Raw genomic sequence first — 22,860 nt, forward strand, 5'->3', positions numbered from 1 at the left:
TCATTTCCCAACAAGCAGGCGGTCGGCCAGCCAATGCGGTAGGCCATTGGCGCGGATCCGGTCCGCCGCCGCCTCGACATCATACGGCACACGGCAATAGGTGATCTCGCGTGAGGTTGTATCGAGGATTGCGAACGAGGCCGCCGGATCGCCGTCACGCGGCTGCCCGACCGAGCCGAGCACCGCAAGCCAGCGCCGGCCGCCGAGCAGTTGCACCGGCACGTTCGGCGTCGGGATGAAGCTCGTCATCTTCGCCGCCGCCGACATCGAATAGAGCGCCGGCTTGTGGATGTGACCGCAGAAGGTGACGTGGGCATCAGTCGCGGCGATGCTGCGCGCGGCGTCGGGCGTATCGCGCACATAGTGCCATCGCGCCGGATGCGAGGCTTCGGAATGCACATAGAGGCGATCGTCTTCGCGCTGCGTCAGCGGCAACTCCGCAAGAAAACGCCGCTGCGGCGCGCTGAGCCTGCCGCGCGTCCACTCGATCGCAGCCGTGGCCACGGCGTTCATGCTTTCTGAAGAGGTGCTGATGGCGTGGTCGTGGTTGCCGATGACGGCAATGGCGCCGTCATCGACCAGACCCATCACGGTATCGACAGCCCATTCCGGATCGGCGCCATAGCCGACGATATCGCCGAGGCAGACGATCCGCTCGGCCCCGCGGGCGCGCGCGAAATCAAGGCACGCGCTGAACGCCTGCCGGTTGGCATGGATATCGGCAAAGATGGCCAGCCGCACACGTCTCCTCCCCATCCATCATCGCGCCGGACCAGAGGCGCGCCTTGATGGATATCAAAGTTCAACAACTTCGAAGGCAGGATAAATCGACCGTTGAAAATCGTCCGGCCGTGGATGCGACAACGTGCGTTTGGAAGAATCACCGCTTCCGCGGCGCTTCCAGCCCCCTGAGCAGCAGGGTCAGCAGCGCGTCGATGCGCGCCGGGGCACCCGGCTCGTTCCATTCGTCGGCATGCGCCGGATGGTGGAAGCGGCTGGTGGCGTCGAAAATCGCGCGCGACGTCACCTTGACATCGGCGACTTCGAAGGCGCCCTGCTTGACGCCGTCGGCCAGGATCAGGGCGATCTGGTCGACCAGGCAATCCTTGTGGCAGTTGACGGCCTTGCAGGCCTCGCGGGCCAGCGTCAGATAGGTTGCAAACATCTCGGGGTCGTCGCCGAGCCGCTCGTGCTTGATCGCAAACATCGTGCGCAGCCACTTCTCCAGCCGCGCCGGCGCCGGACCGGAAGCTTGCGCGATCTCGAACAGCGGTGTGGCGAGGCGGTCGAGCCAGCGCTTGGCTACCGCCTCGCGCAACGAGGCCTTGCTGGGGAAGTGGCGGTAGACGCTACCATGGCTGACATCGAGCGCACGGGCCACGTCCACCACCGTTGCCTTGGCCAGCCCGTAGCGGCGCAGAACGTCCTCAGTGACCTCCAGAATCCGTTCGGGGGTCAGAACCACGACTTCGTTCATGCGCACACCTTTGATGCGATCGGACCGGTGGTCATCTAATCCCCTTTGGCATTTGCCTTGGGTAATCCCCTAGGCGGGTTAATGTTTCGTCGCCGGTTCCAGGCGCTCGGCTTGGGCGGCCAGATGACGGGCAACGCTTAGGTTGAGCCAATGCTGGATTTTTGCGGTCAAATGAATGATTTGGGTCGTCATAGCGTCGTCCTTTGCAAGTACCCGGGCTCAAAGGATCGGACCGGGTGACACGTGTTCTTGGCGTCGGCGGTGGATATAGCATGTCTCGCTGACAGATTTCAATATCTGTCAGTCAATAATCCGTGAGATTGTAACTTTTCGTCTGCAGTTCGGATCGATTGGCCGGACACCTAAATCGCCGATCCAATCCCTGCGGAGAGACTGGCCACTCGCCCAACGCAGCCTATTGAGAGTTCCTGGACATCGGCCAGCCGCACCCCACGGGTGGTTTCCCGGCCCCCGATCTGGTAAGGCACGGCGTAAAAAACAAATCGGCCGGCATCCGCCTCGCGACCCGCCCAACTCGTCCGGAGTTTTTCGATGATTCCCCGCTATACCCGCCCGGAAATGGCTTCCATCTGGGAGCCCCAGACCCGCTTCAATATCTGGTTCGAGATCGAGGCGCATGCGGCGGACGCGCTGGCGGAACTCGGCACCATCCCCAAGGAAGCCGCGAAGACGATCTGGGCGAAGGCGAAAGACGCGACCTTCGACGTGGCGCGGATCGACGAGATCGAGCGCGAGACCAAGCACGACGTCATTGCCTTCCTGACCCATCTCGCCGAAATCGTCGGCCCCGAGGCGCGCTTCGTCCACCAGGGCATGACCTCTTCCGACGTGCTCGACACCTGCTTCAACGTCCAGCTCACCCGCGCCGCCGACATCCTGATATCCGACATCGACAAGGTCCTGGCGGCGCTGAAGAAGCGCGCCTTCGAGCACAAGATGACGCCGACCATCGGCCGCTCCCACGGCATTCACGCCGAGCCGGTGACGTTCGGGCTCAAGCTCGCCTATGCCTATGCGGAATTTTCCCGCGCCCGCGAGCGCCTGATCGCCGCCCGCAAGGAGGTTGCGACCTGCGCGATTTCGGGCGCTGTCGGCACTTTTGCGCAGATCGACCCGCGCGTGGAGGAACACGTCGCGAAGGCAATGGGGCTGGTGCCGGAGCCGGTCTCGACCCAGGTCATCCCGCGCGATCGCCACGCGATGTATTTTGCCACGCTTGGCGTGATCGCCTCCTCGGTCGAGCGGCTGGCGATCGAAATCCGCCATTTGCAGCGCACCGAAGTGCTGGAAGCCGAAGAGTTCTTCTCCGAGGGCCAGAAGGGCTCGTCGGCGATGCCGCACAAGCGCAATCCGGTGCTGTCGGAAAACCTCACCGGGCTCTCCCGCATGGTGCGCGCCTATGCGATGCCGGCCATGGAAAACGTTGCCCTCTGGCACGAGCGCGACATCTCCCACTCCTCGGCCGAACGCATGATCGGTCCGGATGCGACAGTCACGCTCGACTTCGCGCTGATGCGACTCGCCGGCCTGATCGACAAGCTTCTGATCTATCCCGCCAACATGCAGAAGAACCTCGACCGCCTCGGCGGCCTGGTGCATTCGCAACGGCTGCTGATCGCGCTGACGCAGAAAGGCGCCAGCCGCGAGGACGCCTACAAATACGTCCAGCGCAACGCCATGCCGGTCTGGCGCGGCGAAGGCGATTTCCAGACGCTGCTCAAGCAAGATCCCGACGTGAAGAAGCATCTGAGCGATGCCGACATCGAGGAGCAGTTCGACCTCGGCTATCACTTCAAGCACGTCGACACGATCTTCAAGCGGGTGTTCGGCGAGGCGTGAGAGGCGCCTCCCTCGCCAGGCACATGATGCGATTCGACAGCCCGATGTCGTGCCGGGCATCAGCGGGCTGATGCCGTTCCAGCAATTTTCCGGCCTTGCCAAGCCGATTCAAATCGTTCCAAATTGTCGGAACCGTCGGCGACAATCTCCGGAAACCCGCCGGCAATCATCAAAGCAACCCAACGGTAACCGCAGATCGGCTAAGGTCGCAGCGTGTCAGTCCCGCCCACCATCCTCGTCTTCGACTCCGGCCTTGGCGGCCTCACGGTCCTGCGCGAGATCGTCCGCGCCCGGCCTGACGCGCACTACGTCTATGTCGCCGACGACGCGTTCTTTCCCTATGGCCACCACAGCGAGGAGCAGATCGTCGCCCGCGTGGTGCCGCTGGTCGGCGAGTTGATCGCGCGCCATGCCCCGGTTTTGGTGGTGATCGCCTGCAACACCGCCTCCACGCTCGTGATGTCGCATCTGCGCAGCGCCTACAGCGTGCCGTTCGTCGGTACCGTTCCGGCAATCAAGCCGGCCTGCGCCAGTTCGAGGACCAAGCGCGTGTCGGTGCTCGGCACCAGGGGCACCGTGCAGCGCGAATACACCAGGCGTCTGATCGATGATTTCGCGCAAGGCTGCAACGTGACGCTGGTTGGATCGGCGGAACTCGCTTCGCTCGCCGAGTCCGCGCTCAGCGGCAACGACGTGGGCGACGCGGATATCGCCGCCGAGCTCGCTCCCTGCTTTGTCGACGACGGCAAGCACCGCACCGACACTGTCGTGCTGGCCTGCACCCACTATCCGCTGCTGCTCGACCGCATGAAACGGCTTGCGCCGTGGCCGGTCGACTGGATCGATCCGGCGCCGGCCATCGCCCGCCGTGTGTCCGACCTGCTCGGCTCTCCGGGCAAGGAAAGCGACCAGGCCGGGGCCGAGATCATTTTCACTTCGAAGCGGCCGCACACGCTGAGCCAGGCGCTGATGCCGTTTTTCGGCGGTCGCGTGCCGGCGTAAGGCGGTCGAGGCCGGCATGGAGCCGACCCCGCATGGCAAGCCTTCCTACCTTTCGGCGTTGACGAGCTGATAGGCGCCGCGTTCGAACGTGTCGTAGACCGCGAGCGCCCTGGCATCCGCAAACGGCAGATACTGCATCATGATCACGCCGGCGATGCCGCGCGCCGGATCGATCCAGAAGAACGTGTTGTTGATGCCGCCCCAGCTCAGGCTGCCGGGAGACCGCTTGCCGGGCACTTGATCCACCGTGATCAGGAAACCGAGCCCCCATTTGTCGCGGCCGTCGGCGATGAAGGTGAAGTCGGCGCTGCGCGGCAGTGCGCTCTTCAACGCCGGCACCGAGACTGCGCCGATGTGGTTCTGGCCCATCAGTGCCACGGTCTCGGCCTTGAGCACCCGCACGCCGTCGAGCGTGCCGCCGTTGAGCAGCATGCGCACAAAACGCCCGTAGTTGTCCGCCGTCGAGGCCAGTCCCCCGCCGCCGATCGGTGCTGCAATGGTGAGCCCGAGTTGCGGGTTCTGCAACTCCACCGCGCCGTCCATCCGCACGCCGCCGCGTTGCTGTTGCGCGACGAGGCGCGGCCCCTTGGCTTCCGGCACGTCATAAAACGTGTCGTCCATCTTCAGCGGCGCAAAGATATGCTGGCGGAAATATGCCTCGAGCTTCTGGCCGGACACCACCTCGACCAGCTTGCCGACGACATCGGTGCTGGTGCTGTAGTGCCAGCGCTCGCCCGGATCGAACAGCAGCGGTCCGCCGAACGGATAATTCTCGCCGGCGCGCGGCTTGAGGTCGCGCCAGATCTCGCTGGTGAACGGATAGGCCAAACCGGACGTGTGCGTCAGGAAGTGCCTGGCGGTCGCCGGTCGCGACGCGGGGCGGACCTGGTAGGCGCCGGTCGCCTTGTCGAAGGATTCGATGACTTTCAACCCCACCAGCTCCGGCAGATATTTTTCAGCGGGGTCGTCGAGGCCGAGGCGGCCCTGCTCGATCAGTTGCATCAGCGCCACCGACGTGATCGCCTTGGTCATCGAGGCGATACGAAACAGCGCGTCGGCCGTGAGCGGACGGCCGGTCGCGACGTCGGCGACACCGAATGCGCTTCTGTAAAGCACCTTATCGCGATCGGTTACCAGCGCGACGACGCCCGGCACGTCCTTGCGCTCGACCGCGGCGCGCAGGCTCGCGTCAAGGGCTACACTTCCTGGTGAATTTTGTGCACTCGCAGTTCCGGTCAACGCAGCAACTCCAACGCTTAAGATGAAGAGAATTTCGGCGGTCTTTTTATACATGGCAGCCTCCCTGTTGCATGGAGCGGGGGCAGGCCCGCGCACGCTCTCCCGAAGCTATTTTGTTTTAAGCCCGCTCGAAGACGGCAGCAGGCACGCCGCATATGCGGCGGCCTGTCGTGTCATGAGACTAGCACCCGCATTTCGTCGAGTCCCGGATTGCGTCGCGCACGCATGACGAGGGTGCGTGCCGCGAGCATATGGGCACCGGCCCAATGGCCGACCCGCCATCCATCCAATTTTCGCAACGCACCGCGGACTAATCCGTATGATACAGATCGCCCATTGATGAATTGCGATCCGGGAGCTTCCACCTTGACCTCCGCAACACCCGCGCCGCTCAACCGCCTGCGCCAGCTCTGGCGCGAGGGACGCCCGACCTTCGGCGCGATTGCAACTATCCCTTCGATCCAGACCGTGCAGATCATGGCGCGCTGCGGGATCGACTGGATCATCGTCGACCTCGAGCATGGCCCGATCGATCTCGGCTCGGCGCATGCGATGATCACAGCCACATCAGGCACGCCCTGCGTGCCGATGGTGCGGATTGCCGCCAACGAGCCATGGCTGGCGAAGGCGCCGATGGATATCGGCGCACTCGGCATTAACTTTCCCATGATCTGCAGCCGCGAGGGCGCCGAAAAGGCCGTGCGCAGCGTGCGCTACCCGCCCAGGGGCGACCGGCTGTGGGGCCCGTTCCACGCCCCGTTCCGCTGGGGTGTGTCGATGGCGGACTACATGGCGACCGCCGACGACGACATGATCTGCATGGTCACCATCGAGCATGTCGAGGCGGTGAATCGCATCGACGAGATCATGGCGGTGCCAGGCATCGACCTTGCGGTGATCGGTCCCGGCGATCTCGCCACTTCCATCAACAAGCGCGGCCTGCCCGACGATCCCGAGGTGCTGGCGCTGATGGCGCGTGCCGAGGCCGGTATCCTCAAGAGCGGTGTGCCGATCGGCGGCGTCGCCCGCACCGCGGAACAGGCCAACCGGATGATCGAGCGTGGCTATGTCGCGCTGGCGCTCGGCTTCGACTGGTCGCTGTTCCAGCGCGGCATCGCCGCGAGCCTTGAGGGGATCAGGCGGTAGGTGCCGGGACGGCGGCAAACCCTTCAAAATCCTTGGCGTCTGCTTTATCCCCGTGGGCGTGTCCCGCCGCCGATCCGGACGATTCAGATATGAACCTGCTGGCGTCAAAACGCCTTGTTCGTGCTAGATGAGGTAGTGGCGGGTCGCCGGGACAGCCTGCCGGCTTTCTGATGGATCCAGTACGGAAACCCGAGCGGAGCGATGCGCGGTACGGTTAGAAAAATCACTCTCCCGCGCCGTCTGGTCGCCGACCTCATGCACGCGTCGATGCGCGTGCCCTTTGTCTCGCTTACCCGCCCCCTCCATGTCCGCACCCTCTCGGAGGCCCGCGCGCAGGCCGACCACCGGCCGGGCTGGGCCGCGATCTTCGTCAAGGCGTTCGCGCTGGTGGCGAAGGAGCAGCCGGTGCTGCGCACCCTCTACGTCAAATGGCCGTGGCCTGCCTTCTATGAACTGCCGCGCAGCGTCGCGATGGTGGCGATCGCCCGGGTCGAGGACGGCCAGGATTGCGTGCTGCCGCAGAAGGTCGCTGCGCCCGATGAGATGCCGCTGGCCGAGGTCGACGCCCTGATCCGGCACGCCAAGGAGGCGCCGATCGACGAGGTGCCGGCCTTTCGGAAGATATTGCGAACCACCCGCCTGCCCCTGCCGCTGCGGCGGCTGTTCTGGACGATGGGGCTCAATTTCGGCCGCCAGCGGGCCAATTATTTTGGCAGTTTTGGCGTCACTTCGGTGGCTGCCTATGGCGCCGGCCAGCTCCATGCCGTCAGCCCCGGACCGTTCGTCCTGAGCTATGGGGTGGAAAAGCCCGACCAGACCATCGAGGTGGTGCTGCGCTGGGACCACCGGGTTACCGACGCGGCCCCGATGGCCAAGGCGCTGAACCGGCTGGAGCAGGTGCTGAACGGGGAAATTGCCGCCGAATTGCGCGCAAACCGGCAGCAAAGCGAGCCCAAACCGGTCCGGGCGGTCGCGACCTGACCGGCGCGATTTGGCGCCGAATTCCGGCCGTTTTCGTTGACAGAACCGCGGTTTCTCCCTAATACCCCGCTTGCTCGCGGGCCGGTTTCGGCCCGCGATGCGTTTCGCGACCCGTGGTCTTCCCCGAGCTTTCGAGGCGGACCTGTCGGCCCCGGCCCCGCCGGTGCACAGGAGGGCGCGTCTCCTCAAAACCCAACTCTATTCAGAGGACGCGATGACAAAGCGCAGTGAAGCGAAGTACAAAATCGACCGCCGTATGGGCCAGAACATCTGGGGTCGCCCGAAGAGCCCCGTGAACCGCCGGGAATACGGCCCCGGCCAGCACGGCCAGCGCCGCAAGGGCAAACTGTCCGACTTCGGCGTCCAGCTCCGCGCCAAGCAGAAGCTCAAGGGCTACTACGCCAACATTTCCGAGCGCCAGTTCCACGGCATCTATGTCGAGGCCGGCCGGATGAAGGGCGACACCGGTGAGAACCTGATCGGCCTGCTGGAGCGCCGTCTCGACACGGTGGTCTATCGCGCCAAGTTCGTTGCCACGATGTTCGCCGCCCGCCAGTTCATCAATCACGGCCACATCAAGGTGAACGGCCGCCGCGTCAACATTTCGAGCTACAAGCTGAAGCCCGGCGACCTCGTCGAGATCAAGGAATCCTCCAAGCAGCTCACCCCGGTGCTGGAAGCCAGCCAGCTCGGCGAGCGCGACGTGCCTGATTTCATCGAAGCCGATCACGGCAAGATGACCGCGAAATTCACCCGCATCCCGGCACTGTCGGACGTGCCGTTCGCGGTGCAGATGGAGCCGCATCTGATCGTCGAATTCTATTCGCGCTGATCGGATTGCAGTCCAGAGATATCGAAGGCCCCGGTTTTGCCGGGGCCTTTTTGTTTGCGATTCGAAAGATCGACTGCAGCGTCAGGCCATCGCCTTCTTCGCAGCCTGAGCAAGGAAGCCCGATCGCGTAAACCCTTCCCGTTCGGCGTATCGATCGATTTGATCAAGCACGTCGGCCGGCATCGTCACGTTGATGCGAACGCTCTTCACTTCCGCGGCAGGCGCGGCGATCAACACGGCAACACCGTCCTTGTTTTGCGCGTCCTTCATGATCTCTTCTAGAGAACTTGGCTCCGGCGCGGCTTCGCCATCTGCCGCCAAACCTTCCAGATGCAACGCTAGGGCTTCGGCTCCCATATCTCGGGCTTCGTCAAGAGTCTTGCCGGCGCTGATCACCCCAGGAAGGTCCGGAAACGAAACGCCGTAATCGCTGCCGGCATCTTTGTGAATCAAGGCGATGTACTGTCGCATTCTCTATCTCGTCTGTTTCAGCTTCAGGTGGGCTTGCTTTTCGATGCTCCTGAATGTGCCGATCGGGATATCTCTCCGTGGGTGAGGTACAGTTACCCGCCCCGGTTTGGTCGGATGCTTGAACTGAAGATGACTTCCTTTTTGCGCGACCTGCACCCAGCCATCGGCCTTTAACGAGGAGATAATGTCCTTCGAATTCATAAGTATTTATACACACTTCCACCATTGATTTCAAGTGTATAAATACACACTACACCGTCGCTTGACGACGGCGGTAATACGCGCGCTTTTGCCGAGCAATCACGTGAACAAGAAAGTACCCCATGCACTACACCCCTGCCCCGCGCGATCCCAACGCTGCCCCCATCCGCATCAACCTGCTGTCGGACACGCAGACGCGCCCGACGCCTGCGATGCGCGAGGCGATCGCGCGGGCGGAAGTCGGCGACGAGCAGATCGGCGACGACCCGACGGTGAACCTGCTGTGCGAGCGCGTCGCCGACCTGCTCGGCAAAGAAGCCGCGGTGTTCATGCCGTCGGGCACCATGTGCAACGTCGCGGCGACGCTGGCGCATTGCCGGCCGGGCGATGAACTTCTGGCGCACGCGACCGCGCATATCATCGCGCGCGAAGGCGGCGCCCATGCGGCCCTCGGCGGTTTCCAGATCACACAACTGCCAGGCGATGATGGGCAGTTCTCGCCGGAAACGTTTCGCGCCGCCCTGCACCCGCGCTCGCGCTACCAGCCGCCGCAGACCCTGGTCAGCGTCGAGCAGACCGCCAATATCGGCGGCGGCACGATCTGGAAGAAAAAGGCGCTGGATGAAGTGGCCGCGATCGCCAAGGCGAACGGACTCATCACCCACATGGACGGCGCGCGGCTGTTGAACGCCTGTGTCGCGACCAATATCTCGGCGCGCGACATGACCGCAGGATGGGACTCGGCCTGGATCGATTTCTCGAAAGGCCTCGGCGCGCCGATCGGCGGTGCGATCGCGGGTACGCGCGCCTTCATCGACGACGTCTGGCGCTGGAAGCAGCGGCTGGGCGGGTCGATGCGGCAGGCCGGCATCGCTGCCGCAGCTTGCGTCTACGCCCTCGACCACCACGTCGAGCGCCTCGCCGACGATCACGCCAATGCGCGGGCGCTGGCGCGCGGCCTGTCGCAGATCGACGGCATCGAGGTGCAGGAGCCCGAGACCAACCTGGTTTTCTTCAAACCCGATGGCGCCGGCGTGCCCGGCGACAAGATGGTCGATGCCCTGCGCCAGCGCGGGGTCCTGCTCGCCATGATGGACGGCCGGATTCGCGCCTGCACCTATCTCGATATCAGCGCTGCCATGATCGAGGAGACGGTCGGCCTCGTTCGCGAGATCGTGCGCGGCGCGTGAAAAGCGCCGGCTTTCTCACGCCATGGCGGGCGCACGCGCCCGCCACAGCGCACTGGCGAGCAGCACATACACCGCACCGGTCCACAGCGCCTGCCAGTTCTCGAACCCTTCGTTGAGAACGACATAGACCGCCGACATCGCAAGCATCCCGGCGAACACGGCTTCCGCCAACGGCCGCTCGCCGGATCTGGCGCCGTTGATAAAGGCCAGTGTCCAGAACGGCACTACCGCCATGGTCAGCGTGGCAAACGGAAAATCGCGCCAGCGCGCGTCGAAGATCAGGCTGAGCGCGGTCTCGCCGGCGATGATCGTCGTCACGATCAGCGTCACGCCCAGCATGTTGGTCAGGAACAGCGGCGTGAACCCCTTCAGCGGCCCCAGAATTTCGAGGAACGACGGCAGCGAGCGGCCCGACATCAGCGCCCAGGTCGACAGCAGCGGCGCCGTCACCGCGGTCATCAGCAGGAAACCGTGGAGCAACCAGCCGCCAATCCCGTAACTTTCGAGCAGCATTTTTCCGACGCCGATGCCCAGCAGGATGCCGGCTGAAGTCGCCGACAGCGCGACCGCGCTCCATGACATCCATGACTCGCGGTGCTTCGGCGTAAAGAACGCCACCGCAAAGATGCAGATGCAGAGAAGCAGCCCGCCCGCCATCTGCAGCTTCCACAGCGGATAGTTGCTGATCGCCACGCCCGCCGGATATTTCAGCTTCCGCTCGGTACCATCGAACAGCCCCCAATAGCCGCCGACCGTACCCTCCCAGCGCCGCTTCCACGGCTCGTCATAGGCCTCGAAGAGATTGACCCGGAAATTGTCCCGTCGCGCCCGCTCCAGAATTTCGGAGACGAAACGCGCCTGGTTGACGCGGGAAGCCAGCGCGCCGTCGCGCATCCGCCCATGGCTCGGCCAGCCGGTCTCGCCGATCAGGATCTCCTTGCCGGGAAAGGCCGACACCACCTGCTTGCGGATCTCGTCGACATGCGCAGCCGCATCCTCCGCGCGCGGCGGAACGTCCTCCCAATACGGCAGAAAATGGGCGGTGACGAAATCGACATCGTGGCCGACCTCGCGATAGCGCAGCCAGAATTCCCAGACATCGGCATAGGTCACCGGCACGTTCACGCGCGGCTTCACCGAGCGGATGATCTCGCGCAGGTCGCCCACCGTCATCTCGCCGCGCAGCAGCACCTCGCTGCCGACGATGACGGCCGCGACCGTGCCAGGATGGTCCTTCGCCAGCCCGACCGCAATGTCGGCGAGGTGGGCGTTCTTCGCGCGATCGCGCCCGATCCAGACGCCGAGCAGCACCTTCAATCCGACTTGCGAAGCCAGCTCCGGCACCTTGTCGAGCCCGTTGTCGATGGAATAGGTGCGAATGCATTTGGAGACCTTGGCGAGTTCGCCGAGGTCGCCCGCGATCTGCTCCGGGCTGACGATGAGTGTCGGGTCGTGCGGGGTCTGATCGCCCCGGAACGGCGCATAGGAAACACATTCCAGTTTCGCTGTGCCATCGATCGGCGCGCGCGACAGCACCACCGGCGTGGCGAGCCACCACCACACCGCGACAACGATACCCAGCGATACCAAGAAAAGCGCCAGCGGCGTGCGAAAGCCGATCGTCCTGCTCCCAAATCGGTAAATAATTTCGTCTGTTTAGAGGTGCGCCGCGGACCTGTCGACCCACCAGCCGACATAGCCACGCCCCCAATTGCAAGAGCATGCCGAAGCGGTGATATTAGGCTGGCTTCACATCCGAAGCATCGAACATGGGCCTTGTTTTGCTCAAGATTGATTGATCCCGAAGCGAGTGAAGCGATGTCCTTCAAGAGATTTTCCCGGCGGCAATTTGGCAGAATTGCGGGCTGGTCGGCACTCGGCGTGTCGGCCCTGCCGACGGTGTCCGCATCGGCCCAATCGGCCCCGGACAGCGGAACGCGAACGGCGTCCGCCGGCTTTCCGAACGGGTTTCTGTGGGGCACGGCGACCTCGTCGTACCAGGTCGAGGGCGCCGTCAACGAGGACGGCCGCGGTCCGTCGATCTGGGACCGCTTCACCCACACGCCGGGCACCATCTCCGACGGCAGCAACGGCGATACCGCGACCGACCACTATCGCCTGTACAAGGAAGACATCCAGTTGATGAAGGCGCTGGGCACCAAGGCCTATCGCTTCTCGATTGCCTGGCCACGCGTTTTTCCGGAAGGCAATGGTACGCCGAATCCAAAAGGTCTCGATTTCTACAACCGCCTGGTCGACGAATTGCTGGCGAACGGCATCGCGCCGTTTGCGACGCTGTATCATTGGGATCTGCCGCAGGCGCTGCAGGATCGTTTCGGCGGCTGGACCTCGCGCGACACGTCAAAGGCGTTCGCGGACTACGCCGGTCATGTCGCGGCACGGCTGAGCGATCGCGTCACGCATTTCTTCACCATCAACGAATGCTCCAGGCTCGTGCAGCACGGCCATGAGTGGGGCTCTGATGCGCCGGGGCTCAAGCTACCTCCATCGGACGTGAAGCAGGTTCGCCACCACGTCGCGCTCGGCCACGGTCTCGCGGTTCAGGCGATCCGGGCCAACGCGCGGGCCGGCACCAGGGTCGGTCCGGCGGAGAATGCCGTGAGCTGCATCCCGGCCGTTGAGACGCCGGCCAACATCCGGGCCGCCGAGATCGCGACGCGCGAGCTCAATGCCGGCTATCTGACGGTCATGCTCGAGGGCAAATACACCGACGCCTATCTCGCGCAGGCCGGCAAGGATGCGCCGAAATACACCGCCGACGATCTGCGCATCATCGCCTCCCCGATCGATTTCGTCGGGTTGAACGTCTACATGCCCGATCATTACGTCGTCGCGGCCGACAATGAACGCGGCTTTACGCTGGCGCCGTTTCCAAAGTCATTTCCGCACATGAAGGCAAGCTGGCTCAGGCCCGGCCCCGAGACAATGTATTGGGTACCGCGCCACGTCGCCAAACTCTGGAACGTCAGGTCGATCTACATCACCGAAAACGGCACGTCTGGCAGCGACCAGCCGGCCGCTGAAGGCACCATCTACGACGTCGACCGCATCATGTACCTGCGCAATTACCTCACGCAGTTGCAGCGCGCGACGTCCGAAGGCGTCCCCGTACACGGATACTTCCTGTGGAGCCTGATGGACAATTTCGAATGGTCGGACGGCTATGAGCAGCGCTTTGGCATCTACCATGTCGACTTCGAAACCAGGCGCCGCACGCCAAAGCTGAGCGCGGCGTTCTACCGCGAAACCATCGCGAAAAACGCCGTGGCGTAATGCTCAGTCTTTGCGCAGGCCCTTGCCCAGCGCCTCGAACATGATGGTCTTCAGCGCCAGTTGAATCCGTCCGCCCTGCGTCGGGGCGTGCACCATGAAAACGACGAGCAGGTCGTCCTTGGGGTCGACGAAATAGAAGCTGCCGCCCGCCCCGTCCCAGCGGTATTCGCCAAGCGGCCAGCTCGTGTTCGGCGGCGGCTCGGTGCGCACGGCAAAGCCGAGGCCAAAGCCGCTGCTCGGGCCCGGGAAATAGAAGGGATCGTGAAGGATGCCGGTCTCCGGCCCGATCTGGTCCGACGTCATCTGCGCGACCGTCTCGGGCTTGAGGTATCGCTTGCCGTCCAACTCGCCGCGGTTCAGCAGCATCTGCAGGAAGCGGGCATAGTCGGCGGCTGTCGAAACGAGGCCAGCGCCGCCGGACTCCCAGCGCCGCGGAACGGTCGGATCCCGGATGCCGGCCACCCGGAAACGGTCGGCCGGAAACGGCTTGGCGAGGCGCGGCCACTTCGCTTCGTCCGCCAGATGGTAGGTCGTCTCGGTCATGCCGAGCGGATCGAACAACCGCTGCTTCTCGAACTGATACAGCGTCTGCCCCGATGCGACCTCGACGACACGGCCGAGCACGTCGGTCGAATGGCTGTAGTTCCAGCGCACGGCCGGCTGGTCGGCAAGCGGCAGCACCGCGATCCGGTCGGCAAATTCGGCATTGTCGAAATCGCCGGCGTACAGCAGCGGATCGGCATAGAGCTTCTGGACCACGGTCTCGCCGAAGAAACCATAGGTAATGCCCGAGGTGTGCCGCAGCAGGTCCCGGATCGTGATCGGACGCTTCAGCGGCTCGAGCCTGAGCGGACGCTTGCCCGCCTCATCGGAAGGATCGACGCCGACTTTTGCATCCGCAAAGGCGTGGATGTATTTCGAGACGGGATCGTCGAGCGCGAGCTTGCCGTCGTCGACCAGCATCATCGCGGCCACCGAGGTGACGGCCTTCGACATCGAGTAGATCTGGAAGATCGTATCCGGCGTCATCTTCTGGCTGGACCCGGGATCCCGCACCCCGAAACTTTCCAGATAGACCGGCTTGCCATGCTGCTGGATCAACAGAACGGCGCCGGGGATCTTGCCGGTCGTGACCTCGTTGCGAACGTGATCGCCGATCCGTTCAAGCGCGGCGCGGGAAAAAGTCGGCGCGGCCGGTGCCTTCGGCTCGGCCTGCGCGTGATGCGGCAGGCTACCGTGAAGAGGCAGCGCCAGCGCGGCCGCAACGAGCCAGGGCCGCAACGAACCGTCAGTTCTCCAGCGCTTCATAGACCATCTGCTTCAACGTCCGCTGGATGCGCTGGCGCTCCGTCGGTGTCTGCTCCAGCACGACGAAGAACATGTCCTGTTTGCGGTCGACTACCATGTAGCAGCCGGCGGCGCCGTCCCATTTCAACTCGCCGAGCGAGCCCGGTGGCGGAGGTTTTGCGTTGCCGGGATCGGTACGCACGGCAAGCCCGAGACCCATGCCGAAACCATCTCCGGGAAACCAAAAATGATCCCGAGCCACGCCGGAATCCTTGCCGGTGTGATCGGACGCCATCAACGCGAACGTCTTCGGATCGAGATAGGTCTTGCCGTCGTACGTGCCGCCATTGAGCAGCATCTGCGCGAATTTCGAAAAGTCCGACATGGTCGAGACCATGCCGCCGCTGGCGGATTCCCATTTCTGGCGAACTTCCGTGCGGTACAGGCGGCCGACCCTAAAATCGCTATCGTTCGGCACCGGCTGGGCCAGCCGCGCCAGCCGCTCCGGTTCGGTCACGAAGAAGTTGGTATCCACCATGCCCAACGGATCGAGCAGCTTTTCCTTTTCGATCGCGAGCAAGGATTTTCCGGACACGATCTCCATGATCCGCGCCAGAACATCGGTGGAATGGCCGTACTGCCAGAGTGCGCCCGGCTGGTTGTGCAGCGGCAGTTTGGCGATCCGCTCGGCGAATTCGGCAAGGTCGAATTCGCCAGCGTAAAGATTGGCCTCCTTGTAGGCCTTGCGCACCAGGCTGTCGCCATAGAAGCCATAGGTGATGCCGGAGGTATGACGCAGCAGGTCGAGAATGGTGATGGGCCTGGTCAGCGGCACCAGTTCGAGCGTCTTGGTGCCGTCCTCGGCTTTTTTCTCCACGCCGACTTTCATGTTTGCGAAGGACGGAATGTATTTCGAGACGGGATCGTCGAGCTTGATCTTGCCGTCCTGGATCAACTGCATCGCCACAACGGACGTGATCGCCTTGGTGAGCGACGACAGGCGGAAGATGGTCTTGTCGGTGATCGGGGCTTTCGACACCACGTCCTGCACACCGAAGGTTTCATGGTAGACCGGCTTGCCGTGCTGCTGGATCAGCACGTTGGCGCCGGCGATCTTGCCGGTGTCGACCTCGTTCTTGAAGAACGCGGTGATCTTGGCAAGCTTGTCCTGATTGAACTTCGCTCCCGCAGGAAGGTCGAACGTGCCTTCGGCCTTGGTCGGCGCCGCCACGAACAACAACGCACCAGCAGCGAATATACCGAGCAGCCCTGAATTCATTGGATCCCTCTCCCCGGAACTCACGGAAGAGTGTAGCGGAGGCATGATCAGGAACAAGGGCTGCCAGAGGTAGCCATTGCCTCCTCATGCAGCCGGCCGCTTTCGGGAGAGAAGCAGCAGAAGATGACATTTGTCAGATCAGGCGTCGCCGTGAGAGCCTCTACGACCGCGGCGACTGCAATACCGGCGGCCTGGTCGGCAGGGAACCGGTAAACGCCGGTAGAGATCGACGGAAACGCCACTGAGGCAAGCCGGTGCTTCCGGCAGAGTTCGAGCGAGCGGCGATAGCAGGAGGCCAGCAAATCTGCCTCGCCAAGCGAGCCGCCATTCCACACCGGTCCGACCACGTGAATCACATGTTTGGCTTGCAGCCTGTAGCCTTTGGTGATCTTGGCATCGCCGGTCTTGCAACCGTGGAGCATTCGGCATTCAGCCACGAGGTCCGGCCCCGCCGCGCGATGGATCGCCCCATCGACGCCACCCCCGCCGAGCAGAGACGAATTCGCCGCGTTGACGATGGCGTCAACGCGCAGTGTCGTGATGTCGGCAACGATGACTTCCAGCCGCGCCTGGCCGACGCGGCGCGCGGACACGCTCAGGCCGAGGCGGCCGCGCTGAGGGTGACACCCTTGTCGGCGAACAGCTGCTGCAATTCACCGGCCTGGAACATCTCGCGGATGATGTCGCAGCCACCGACGAACTCACCCTTGACGTAGAGCTGCGGGATGGTCGGCCAGTTCGAATATTCCTTGATGCCGTTGCGAAGCTCGGCGGATTCCAGGACGTTCAGCCCCTTGTAGCCGACGCCGACGTGGTCGAGGATCTGCACCACCTGCCCGGAAAAACCGCACTGCGGAAACTGCGGCGTGCCCTTCATGAACAGCACGACGTCGTTCGACTTCACTTCGTTGTCGATGAATTGTTCGATGCTCATATTCGCTTCCTTTTGGCCCTGGCCCCTGCGGCCTCGGCTGACGGGCCGGCTCGTCCCATCTAACCCGGTACTGCCGATATATGTAGCCCAGACCGTTGTGCATCCAAAGTAAAATGGCGAGGAGCTGGCATGCGGGAGGCCCGGATCGAGTTGTCGCAGCCCGGTCCCTCATAGTCTGACGACATCAATATAATACCCCGGAAAGGCTTTTTTCCCCGACGGAAGCCCCTATCTAGGACGGACTGTCCGCCAGGAACCAGGTCGCCAGACTAGCGTTCTCTCCCCTGACCGGAGACACAAGTGACGAAATCAGTAGCCGCCGCCGAGTTTGCGCCCCCCGCCCCCTCACTTTTCTCCGATTCCGGCACCCTCGCCCGGAATTTGGTGGAAGCCTATCTTTCCGTCCGCGGCGAGACCGAACGTCGGGCGGCTCCCCTGAGCCCTGAGGACCAGCTCGTCCAGTCGATGCCGGACGCGAGCCCGGCCAAATGGCATCGCGCCCACACCACCTGGTTCTTCGAGCAGTTCCTGCTCGGCGAGCATTGCGAGGGCTATCAGCCCTTTCATCCCGACTACGCGTTTCTGTTCAATTCCTATTATGTCAGCGCCGGCCCCCGGCACGCCCGTCACCAGCGAGGCCACCTCACCCGCCCGGGTGCCGACGATGTCACGGCCTATCGCCGGCATGTCGATGCCGCCGTGGTGAAATTCTTCCAGACCGCCGCCGAAGAGCGCCTCGCCGCGCTCGCGCCGCTGGTCGAGGTCGGCCTCAACCACGAGCAGCAGCATCAGGAATTGATGCTGACCGATATCCTGCACGCCTTTGCCCAGAACCCGATCCCGCCGGCCTATGATCCGTCGTGGCGCTTTCCGGCGTCGCAGCGCTCGGTGGAAGAATGGGTCACCCTCAACGAGGGCATCCACACCGTCGGGCACAGCGACGACAGTTTTCATTTCGACAATGAAAAGCCCGCGCACCGCGCCCTGGTCGGCCCGGTTCGGCTCGCCCGTAACCTCGTCACCAATGCGGAATGGCTGGCCTTCATGAACGACGGCGGCTACGGCACCGCCACGCTCTGGCTGATGGACGGCTTTGCCGCGGCCACCAACGAGGGATGGCAGGCGCCGGGCCACTGGCGCCAGGTCGACGGCGAATGGCGGATCATGACCCTCGGCGGGCTGCAGCCGATCGACCCTGAGGCCCCCGTCAGCCATGTCAGCTATTACGAGGCGGACGCGTTCGCGCGCTGGGCCGGCCGTCATCTGCCGACCGAAATGGAATGGGAAGTCGCCGCCCGGGCCGGACAGCTCAACGACGCCTTCGGCATCGTCTGGCAGTGGACCCGCAGCGCCTACTCGCCCTACCCCGGCTACCGCGCCATCGAGGGGGCGCTCGGCGAATATAACGGCAAGTTCATGGTCAACCAGTTGGTGCTGCGCGGCTCCTCGCTTGCAACCCCTGAGGGCCACAGCCGTATCACCTATCGCAATTTCTTCTATCCCCACCACCGCTGGCAATTCACGGGGCTGCGCCTCGCCGATTACGCCTGACATTTCCAATCAGCGAAGCGCGCCGGAAAGCGCGTTCAGGAGAGTATCATGAATGTGCACGCCGCCGCTTTGGCACAAACGCACCAGCTCGATGAGCAGACCTCCGCCTTTGCCGGCGACGTGATCGGCGAGCTCTCGCAGTTTCCAAAACGCCTGTCGCCGAAATATTTCTACGACGCCGCAGGCTCCGAACTGTTCGAGCAGATCACGGTGCTGCCGGAATATTATCCGACGCGCACTGAACTCGGCATCCTGCGCAGCCGCGGCGACGAGATCGCCGCCATCATTCCCACGGGCGCCGCGCTGGTGGAATTCGGCGCCGGCGCCACCACCAAGGTGCGCCTGCTGCTGGAGCGTTGCGAGTTCGGCGCCTATGTCCCAGTCGACATTTCCGGCGACTTTCTGAAAGCGCAGGCCGACGCCCTGCGCAAGGATTTTCCCGCGCTCGACGTCTATCCGGTCGCCGCCGATTTCACCGCGCCGTTCGTGCTGCCGGCCGAAATCGAAGGGCTGGCCAAGGTCGGCTTCTTTCCGGGATCGACGCTCGGCAATTTCGAGCCGGACGAAGCCCGCGCCTTCCTGCGCAGCGCCCGCGACATTCTCGGGGAAGGCGCGCTGATGATTATCGGCGTCGACCTCGAAAAGAACGAGCGCGTGCTCTATGACGCCTACAACGACGCCGCCGGCGTCACCGCAAAATTCAATCTCAACGTTCTGGTACGCATCAACCGCGAGCTCGGCGGCAATTTCGACGTGTCCGCCTTCATGCACCGCTCGATTTATAACCGCGAGCGGCATCGCATCGAGATGCACCTGATTTCCAAAAAGGCGCAGACCGTTCGCATCCTGGGACGCAATTTCTCATTTCGCCCCGGCGAAAGCATTCACACCGAGTCGAGTTACAAATACAGCCTCGACCGTTTCACGGCGCTGGCGCGCTCGTCCGGCTGGTCGGTGCGGGAATCCTGGACCGACCGCGAGGGAATGTTTTCCGTTCACGCGCTGGCGGCGTCGGATTGAGAAGCGGCGCGAGCTTTGCCGCTCGCGCCGTCACAGATGAAGTCTTCGCGGGTTAGGATTTTTCAGATCAGGTCTTGAGCAGTCGCCTGCGCTCCGGCCGCAGCCGGCGCGCCGGGGTGATCCGCGGCGCGATCGAAATCCAGTCATCGGACAAGCGGTCTGCACCCAGCAGCCACGCGTGAATGATGCGCCACTTGTCCTGGCCGCGCGACTGGAATTCCAGCAGTGGCGAACCACTGTCCTGCAGTTCGTGAAAGAACTTCAACGAGTCTTTTCCGGTGGGCCCGTCCGGATCGATCGCCTGCGACAATATCCAGCGGTCCCACTCCTGAATGATGCGTAGTCTTGCTTCACTTTGTTTCATCGGCGCGTACTTCCCCAGCCACGGTATTTTCCGTGGACTCCGATTGATCGCGCTGGTCTGTGTCGGATGGAGAAGTGCTACGCCGCCGCGCGTACTGCACCTCGCCGTCGCCACTATAACAAACTTCTTAACAAATCTTCATCTTTATCGACCCCGCCCGCAAAACGTTCTATCTGCGCTATGCTTTGCCCTTCGAAATGTCCAACTTTTGACGCGGACTCAGACGAGTTTCTGCGGCAGGCTCGGCTAGGGGTAAGTTCGTGCCAGGGGAATTCATCATGGGCAACGCTTATCCAGCCTCCGGCGATCGCAAGCAGTTTTCCAGTTCATCTTCCGCTGGCAACGAGACCGCCTGGGATCAGGAGACTGACATCAATCGGGTGTCGCTCGCCGAGGAGAATGCGAGGCTACGTACGCTCGTCGTGCAGCTATCGAACCTCGTCCTTCGAAACGTGGTCGATCAGCACAATACCTCGCCGATGCAGCCGATCAGGCGCCGGCTTCCTGACTAGCTATTCCGCCGCTCCGGGCCGCAGCGAGATCGTCTCCCACACCGCGACGACGATCATGATTGCCGTGGTCAGGATGGAAAGCACCAGCGGCGATAGGTCGCTTGCGAACCATGCGAGCACGCAGAGGGCGACGATGCCGACCCCATGCGACAGCTGCAGGAAGCCGCGAAAGCTGTACTTGAACAGGATGGTCCCGCACAGAAACAGCAAGGGACCGCCGATCGAGCTGATCACGGTCTTGAGGTCGGAATGCCCGCCGGGATGCTTCAGCACCAGTTCGTCCGCCACCGCAGCCACAATGATGCCGGCCACGATCGGCATGTGCAGATAGGTGTAGGCGAGCCGCGCCAGCCTGCCGGGCTCGCTCGATTTCGAGATCTGCTCGGACCCGGCTTCCGCACCGGTGTGGAAATAGATCCACCACATGGCAATGCTTCCCGCCAGCACCGAAATGAAGGCGGCGACGCTTTCGGCCGACCAGACAAGTTCGGCAAACGTCGCCCCCGTCACGATGACGGATTCTCCCAGCGCGATGATGACGAAGAGCGCACAGCGTTCGGCCATATGGCCGCCCTCGATCACCCAGTCCGAGACCGAAGACGCGCCGTGGCGCGGGATCCAGAACCGTACCGCGGGCGAAATATACTCGATCACGAGCGCGGTCAGCCAAAGCGCGAGCCGCCATTCGCCTTGCGCCAGTCCGCCCGCAATCCAGAACACCGCTGACATTGAAAGCCAGGCGGCGATGCGGATGGCGTTCATGCGCGTCCGTGGACGCGACGGCGGCGTGGAGACCCACAGGAAGACGGTCTTGCCGACCTGCATCGCCGCATAGGCAATGGCAAACCACAAGCCGCGCCCGTCAAACGCCGCCGGGATCGAGGTCGACAGCACCAGCCCGCCCAGCATCATCGCGAACAGCAAGAGCCGGACTGGCGTCTTCTCGGGATCGAGCCAGTTGGTGATCCAGGAGGTGAAGACCCACACCCACCACACTGCCAGAAACAGCAGCGTCACCTGAAGCACGCCCAGCGGCGTAAAATGCGCCAGCAGCGTGTGCGATATCTGGGTGATCGCAAACACGAAGACGAGGTCGAAAAACAGCTCCGCGTAGGTCACGCGGTTATGCTTGTGCGGTACGATCGGGCGGAACAGCGCGCCGTGCGGGTTGTCCGTCATCGATGCGCCCCCGCCGCCCGTAGCGGGCTTTAGCTCTCAGGCACCCCGGTCTGCAGCGCCAGCGCATGCAGCAAGCCGCCCATCTGCCCCTTGAGCGACTGGTAGACGATCTGGTGCTGTTGCACGCGCGACTTGCCGCGGAAGGATTCCGAGATCACGGTCGCGGCGTAGTGGTCGCCGTCGCCTGCGAGATCGCGGATCGTCACCTCGGCATCGGGGATCGCTGCCTTGATCATCGACTCGATATCGTGGGCCTCCATCGGCATCCAGCATGTCTCCGTCAGGTGTTTCGAATCACGGCCGGCTCGCGCGACCGTGAGGGCCGAGCCTAGCGCGTGCGCTCTTCTAGGTCACGCCCGGCCGCACTATATTCCCGCTCCGACCGTTTGACACTGAGAGATGAGGTCGCGCCCGATCATTTCGGGCTGACTGAAAATGAGGCTGAAAATCATGAAATTGCCCGGTCCCGACCATCCGATCACGATTACGGCAAACCCCAAACGCGTCCGCGTCTCGGCCGGGGGCGTGGTCATCGCCGACACCACCCAGGCGCTGACCCTGAAGAAGGCTAGCTATCCGGCGGTGCAATATGTGCCGCGCGCGGACGCCAACATGGCGCTGCTGGCCCGCAGCGAGCGCACCACGCATTGCCCGTATAAGGGGGATGCGAGCTATTTCAGCATCAACGCCAACGGCAAGGCCATCGAAAACTCGATCTGGACCTATGAGACGCCGTTCCCGGCCATGGCCGAAATCGCCGGCCACCTGGCGTTCTACCCGGACAAGGTGACGATCGAGGAAGTGGCGTAGGCAACAGACGCCAGACGCCGTCAAGCCTGGGCATGACGGAGAACGCCTGCTACGTCCTTCGTGACCCCAAGATCAACAGCACGACGAAGATAACGCCGCGGTGGCGGCGCCATTCATTCAAATTCACTCAGACGACGGCTCGCGCCGCCGGTTCCCCCGCAACTGTGTCCAATCAGACCTTGATGAATCAGGTTCCCGGCTGCAACATTTGGGCAAGCAGCCTGGCCGGAG

Annotated in this window: 24 protein-coding genes; 11 read left to right on the plus strand and 13 right to left on the minus strand. The window is 63.3% G+C overall.

What is annotated here, in order from left to right:
* Both QUH67_RS24375 and QUH67_RS24380 read right to left on the minus strand, forming a co-directional pair.
* Window positions 1–741: a metallophosphoesterase family protein gene (locus QUH67_RS24375; RefSeq protein ID WP_300941916.1), complete on the minus strand. Its 741-nt coding sequence runs from the start codon at window positions 739–741 to the stop codon at window positions 1–3.
* Between the two features lie 139 nt (window positions 742–880).
* Complete coding sequence (locus QUH67_RS24380; RefSeq protein ID WP_300941919.1) at window positions 881–1,477, minus strand: TetR family transcriptional regulator; 597 nt, start codon at window positions 1,475–1,477, stop codon at window positions 881–883.
* A 552-nt stretch (window positions 1,478–2,029) separates the two neighbouring features.
* Here QUH67_RS24380 and purB point away from each other — a divergent pair.
* Together purB and murI are read left to right on the plus strand one after the other, a co-directional pair.
* Window positions 2,030–3,337 carry an adenylosuccinate lyase gene (purB, locus tag QUH67_RS24385; protein WP_300941921.1) on the plus strand — a complete coding sequence of 436 codons (1,308 nt, stop codon included), beginning with the start codon at window positions 2,030–2,032 and terminating at the stop codon, window positions 3,335–3,337.
* Between the two features lie 213 nt (window positions 3,338–3,550).
* Window positions 3,551–4,339: a glutamate racemase gene (murI, locus tag QUH67_RS24390; protein ID WP_300941923.1), complete on the plus strand. Its 789-nt coding sequence runs from the start codon at window positions 3,551–3,553 to the stop codon at window positions 4,337–4,339.
* A 45-nt stretch (window positions 4,340–4,384) separates the two neighbouring features.
* Here murI and QUH67_RS24395 read toward each other — a convergent pair whose 3' ends face one another.
* Window positions 4,385–5,632, minus strand: coding sequence for a serine hydrolase domain-containing protein (locus tag QUH67_RS24395; RefSeq protein ID WP_300941925.1), 1,248 nt, complete (start codon window positions 5,630–5,632; stop codon window positions 4,385–4,387).
* A gap of 312 nt (window positions 5,633–5,944) precedes the next feature.
* Here QUH67_RS24395 and QUH67_RS24400 point away from each other — a divergent pair, with 312 nt between their 5' ends.
* The 3 genes from QUH67_RS24400 to rpsD all read left to right on the plus strand — a co-directional run bounded on the left by QUH67_RS24400 (window position 5,945) and on the right by rpsD (window position 8,537).
* Entirely contained in the window at window positions 5,945–6,724 is a 780-nt protein-coding gene (locus tag QUH67_RS24400; protein ID WP_407080349.1) for an HpcH/HpaI aldolase family protein, read from the plus strand.
* A 201-nt stretch (window positions 6,725–6,925) separates the two neighbouring features.
* Entirely contained in the window at window positions 6,926–7,705 is a 780-nt protein-coding gene (locus QUH67_RS24405; RefSeq protein ID WP_300941928.1) for an acyltransferase, read from the plus strand.
* A 214-nt stretch (window positions 7,706–7,919) separates the two neighbouring features.
* A complete protein-coding gene (rpsD, locus tag QUH67_RS24410) occupies window positions 7,920–8,537 on the plus strand; it encodes a 30S ribosomal protein S4 (RefSeq protein WP_108516453.1) in 618 nt (205 codons plus the stop codon).
* 81 nt (window positions 8,538–8,618) lie between these two features.
* On the opposite strand, the gene QUH67_RS24415 is transcribed toward rpsD, so the two are convergent.
* Both QUH67_RS24415 and QUH67_RS24420 read right to left on the minus strand, forming a co-directional pair.
* Window positions 8,619–9,008, minus strand: coding sequence for a type II toxin-antitoxin system HicB family antitoxin (locus tag QUH67_RS24415; RefSeq protein WP_300941932.1), 390 nt, complete (start codon window positions 9,006–9,008; stop codon window positions 8,619–8,621).
* Window positions 9,009–9,011: 3 nt separating this feature from the next.
* Entirely contained in the window at window positions 9,012–9,209 is a 198-nt protein-coding gene (locus tag QUH67_RS24420; RefSeq protein ID WP_300941934.1) for a type II toxin-antitoxin system HicA family toxin, read from the minus strand.
* Window positions 9,210–9,331: 122 nt separating this feature from the next.
* On the opposite strand from QUH67_RS24420, the gene QUH67_RS24425 reads away from it, so the two are divergent.
* Complete coding sequence (locus tag QUH67_RS24425; protein ID WP_300941936.1) at window positions 9,332–10,399, plus strand: threonine aldolase family protein; 1,068 nt, start codon at window positions 9,332–9,334, stop codon at window positions 10,397–10,399.
* Between the two features lie 15 nt (window positions 10,400–10,414).
* Here the strand turns inward: QUH67_RS24425 and QUH67_RS24430 are convergent, their stop codons facing one another.
* Entirely contained in the window at window positions 10,415–11,989 is a 1,575-nt protein-coding gene (locus tag QUH67_RS24430) for a glycoside hydrolase family 17 protein (RefSeq protein WP_300941937.1), read from the minus strand.
* Window positions 11,990–12,217: 228 nt separating this feature from the next.
* On the opposite strand from QUH67_RS24430, the gene QUH67_RS24435 reads away from it, so the two are divergent.
* Window positions 12,218–13,693, plus strand: a complete 1,476-nt coding sequence (locus QUH67_RS24435) for a GH1 family beta-glucosidase (protein WP_300941938.1) — start codon at window positions 12,218–12,220, stop codon at window positions 13,691–13,693.
* 3 nt (window positions 13,694–13,696) lie between these two features.
* On the opposite strand, the gene QUH67_RS24440 is transcribed toward QUH67_RS24435, so the two are convergent.
* Genes QUH67_RS24440 through grxD form a run of 4 tightly spaced genes read right to left on the minus strand, consistent with a single transcriptional unit; the run spans window position 13,697 to window position 17,193 of the window.
* On the minus strand, window positions 13,697–15,001 hold the full coding sequence (locus QUH67_RS24440) for a serine hydrolase domain-containing protein (RefSeq protein ID WP_300941939.1): 1,305 nt from the start codon (window positions 14,999–15,001) through the stop codon (window positions 13,697–13,699).
* Window positions 14,982–16,259: a serine hydrolase domain-containing protein gene (locus QUH67_RS24445; protein WP_300941940.1), complete on the minus strand. Its 1,278-nt coding sequence runs from the start codon at window positions 16,257–16,259 to the stop codon at window positions 14,982–14,984. The genes QUH67_RS24440 and QUH67_RS24445 overlap by 20 nt, the downstream gene beginning before the upstream one ends.
* A 47-nt stretch (window positions 16,260–16,306) precedes the next feature.
* Window positions 16,307–16,858 (minus strand): O-acetyl-ADP-ribose deacetylase, encoded by a 552-nt coding sequence (locus tag QUH67_RS24450; protein ID WP_300948163.1) that lies wholly within the window; start codon window positions 16,856–16,858, stop codon window positions 16,307–16,309.
* Window positions 16,855–17,193: a Grx4 family monothiol glutaredoxin gene (gene grxD / locus QUH67_RS24455; RefSeq protein WP_300941941.1), complete on the minus strand. Its 339-nt coding sequence runs from the start codon at window positions 17,191–17,193 to the stop codon at window positions 16,855–16,857. Before grxD ends, QUH67_RS24450 begins: the two co-directional genes overlap by 4 nt.
* A 300-nt stretch (window positions 17,194–17,493) precedes the next feature.
* Between grxD and egtB the strand changes: the two genes are divergently transcribed.
* Both egtB and egtD read left to right on the plus strand, forming a co-directional pair.
* Window positions 17,494–18,744 carry an ergothioneine biosynthesis protein EgtB gene (gene egtB / locus QUH67_RS24460; protein ID WP_300941942.1) on the plus strand — a complete coding sequence of 417 codons (1,251 nt, stop codon included), beginning with the start codon at window positions 17,494–17,496 and terminating at the stop codon, window positions 18,742–18,744.
* Window positions 18,745–18,792: 48 nt separating this feature from the next.
* The gene (egtD, locus tag QUH67_RS24465) at window positions 18,793–19,764 is read left to right on the plus strand and encodes an L-histidine N(alpha)-methyltransferase (protein ID WP_300941943.1); all 972 of its coding nucleotides are present in this window, start codon (window positions 18,793–18,795) and stop codon (window positions 19,762–19,764) included.
* 67 nt (window positions 19,765–19,831) lie between these two features.
* Here the strand turns inward: egtD and QUH67_RS24470 are convergent, their stop codons facing one another.
* Window positions 19,832–20,128, minus strand: coding sequence for a hypothetical protein (locus QUH67_RS24470; protein WP_300941944.1), 297 nt, complete (start codon window positions 20,126–20,128; stop codon window positions 19,832–19,834).
* A gap of 278 nt (window positions 20,129–20,406) precedes the next feature.
* On the opposite strand from QUH67_RS24470, the gene QUH67_RS24475 reads away from it, so the two are divergent.
* Complete coding sequence (locus QUH67_RS24475) at window positions 20,407–20,640, plus strand: hypothetical protein (RefSeq protein WP_300941945.1); 234 nt, start codon at window positions 20,407–20,409, stop codon at window positions 20,638–20,640.
* On the opposite strand, the gene QUH67_RS24480 is transcribed toward QUH67_RS24475, so the two are convergent.
* Window positions 20,641–21,819, minus strand: coding sequence for a low temperature requirement protein A (locus QUH67_RS24480; RefSeq protein WP_300941946.1), 1,179 nt, complete (start codon window positions 21,817–21,819; stop codon window positions 20,641–20,643).
* A gap of 29 nt (window positions 21,820–21,848) precedes the next feature.
* Window positions 21,849–22,085: a BolA family protein gene (locus QUH67_RS24485; protein WP_300941947.1), complete on the minus strand. Its 237-nt coding sequence runs from the start codon at window positions 22,083–22,085 to the stop codon at window positions 21,849–21,851.
* A 184-nt stretch (window positions 22,086–22,269) separates the two neighbouring features.
* On the opposite strand from QUH67_RS24485, the gene QUH67_RS24490 reads away from it, so the two are divergent.
* Entirely contained in the window at window positions 22,270–22,629 is a 360-nt protein-coding gene (locus QUH67_RS24490; protein WP_300941948.1) for a DUF427 domain-containing protein, read from the plus strand.
* Window positions 22,630–22,860 lie beyond the last annotated feature (231 nt).

The sequence above is a fragment of the Bradyrhizobium roseum genome, from assembly GCF_030413175.1.
Classification (GTDB): domain Bacteria; phylum Pseudomonadota; class Alphaproteobacteria; order Rhizobiales; family Xanthobacteraceae; genus Bradyrhizobium; species Bradyrhizobium roseum.

What these genes read in the sequence shown, in the direction of transcription:
- egtD (WP_300941943.1), top strand. Translation starts at nt 18,793, where the DNA reads ATGAATGTGCACGCCGCCGCTTTGGCACAAACGCACCAGCTCGATGAG.
- QUH67_RS24490 (WP_300941948.1), top strand. Translation starts at nt 22,270, where the DNA reads ATGAAATTGCCCGGTCCCGACCATCCGATCACGATTACGGCAAACCCC.
- QUH67_RS24470 (WP_300941944.1), bottom strand. Translation starts at nt 20,128, where the DNA reads ATGAAACAAAGTGAAGCAAGACTACGCATCATTCAGGAGTGGGACCGC.
- rpsD (WP_108516453.1), top strand. Translation starts at nt 7,920, where the DNA reads ATGACAAAGCGCAGTGAAGCGAAGTACAAAATCGACCGCCGTATGGGC.
- QUH67_RS24405 (WP_300941928.1), top strand. Translation starts at nt 6,926, where the DNA reads ATGCGCGGTACGGTTAGAAAAATCACTCTCCCGCGCCGTCTGGTCGCC.
- QUH67_RS24475 (WP_300941945.1), top strand. Translation starts at nt 20,407, where the DNA reads ATGGGCAACGCTTATCCAGCCTCCGGCGATCGCAAGCAGTTTTCCAGT.
- QUH67_RS24420 (WP_300941934.1), bottom strand. Translation starts at nt 9,209, where the DNA reads ATGAATTCGAAGGACATTATCTCCTCGTTAAAGGCCGATGGCTGGGTG.
- grxD (WP_300941941.1), bottom strand. Translation starts at nt 17,193, where the DNA reads ATGAGCATCGAACAATTCATCGACAACGAAGTGAAGTCGAACGACGTC.
- QUH67_RS24425 (WP_300941936.1), top strand. Translation starts at nt 9,332, where the DNA reads ATGCACTACACCCCTGCCCCGCGCGATCCCAACGCTGCCCCCATCCGC.
- QUH67_RS24395 (WP_300941925.1), bottom strand. Translation starts at nt 5,632, where the DNA reads ATGTATAAAAAGACCGCCGAAATTCTCTTCATCTTAAGCGTTGGAGTT.
- QUH67_RS24440 (WP_300941939.1), bottom strand. Translation starts at nt 15,001, where the DNA reads ATGAAGCGCTGGAGAACTGACGGTTCGTTGCGGCCCTGGCTCGTTGCG.
- QUH67_RS24435 (WP_300941938.1), top strand. Translation starts at nt 12,218, where the DNA reads ATGTCCTTCAAGAGATTTTCCCGGCGGCAATTTGGCAGAATTGCGGGC.
- QUH67_RS24380 (WP_300941919.1), bottom strand. Translation starts at nt 1,477, where the DNA reads ATGAACGAAGTCGTGGTTCTGACCCCCGAACGGATTCTGGAGGTCACT.
- QUH67_RS24485 (WP_300941947.1), bottom strand. Translation starts at nt 22,085, where the DNA reads ATGCCGATGGAGGCCCACGATATCGAGTCGATGATCAAGGCAGCGATC.
- purB (WP_300941921.1), top strand. Translation starts at nt 2,030, where the DNA reads ATGATTCCCCGCTATACCCGCCCGGAAATGGCTTCCATCTGGGAGCCC.
- QUH67_RS24415 (WP_300941932.1), bottom strand. Translation starts at nt 9,008, where the DNA reads ATGCGACAGTACATCGCCTTGATTCACAAAGATGCCGGCAGCGATTAC.
- QUH67_RS24445 (WP_300941940.1), bottom strand. Translation starts at nt 16,259, where the DNA reads ATGAATTCAGGGCTGCTCGGTATATTCGCTGCTGGTGCGTTGTTGTTC.
- QUH67_RS24480 (WP_300941946.1), bottom strand. Translation starts at nt 21,819, where the DNA reads ATGACGGACAACCCGCACGGCGCGCTGTTCCGCCCGATCGTACCGCAC.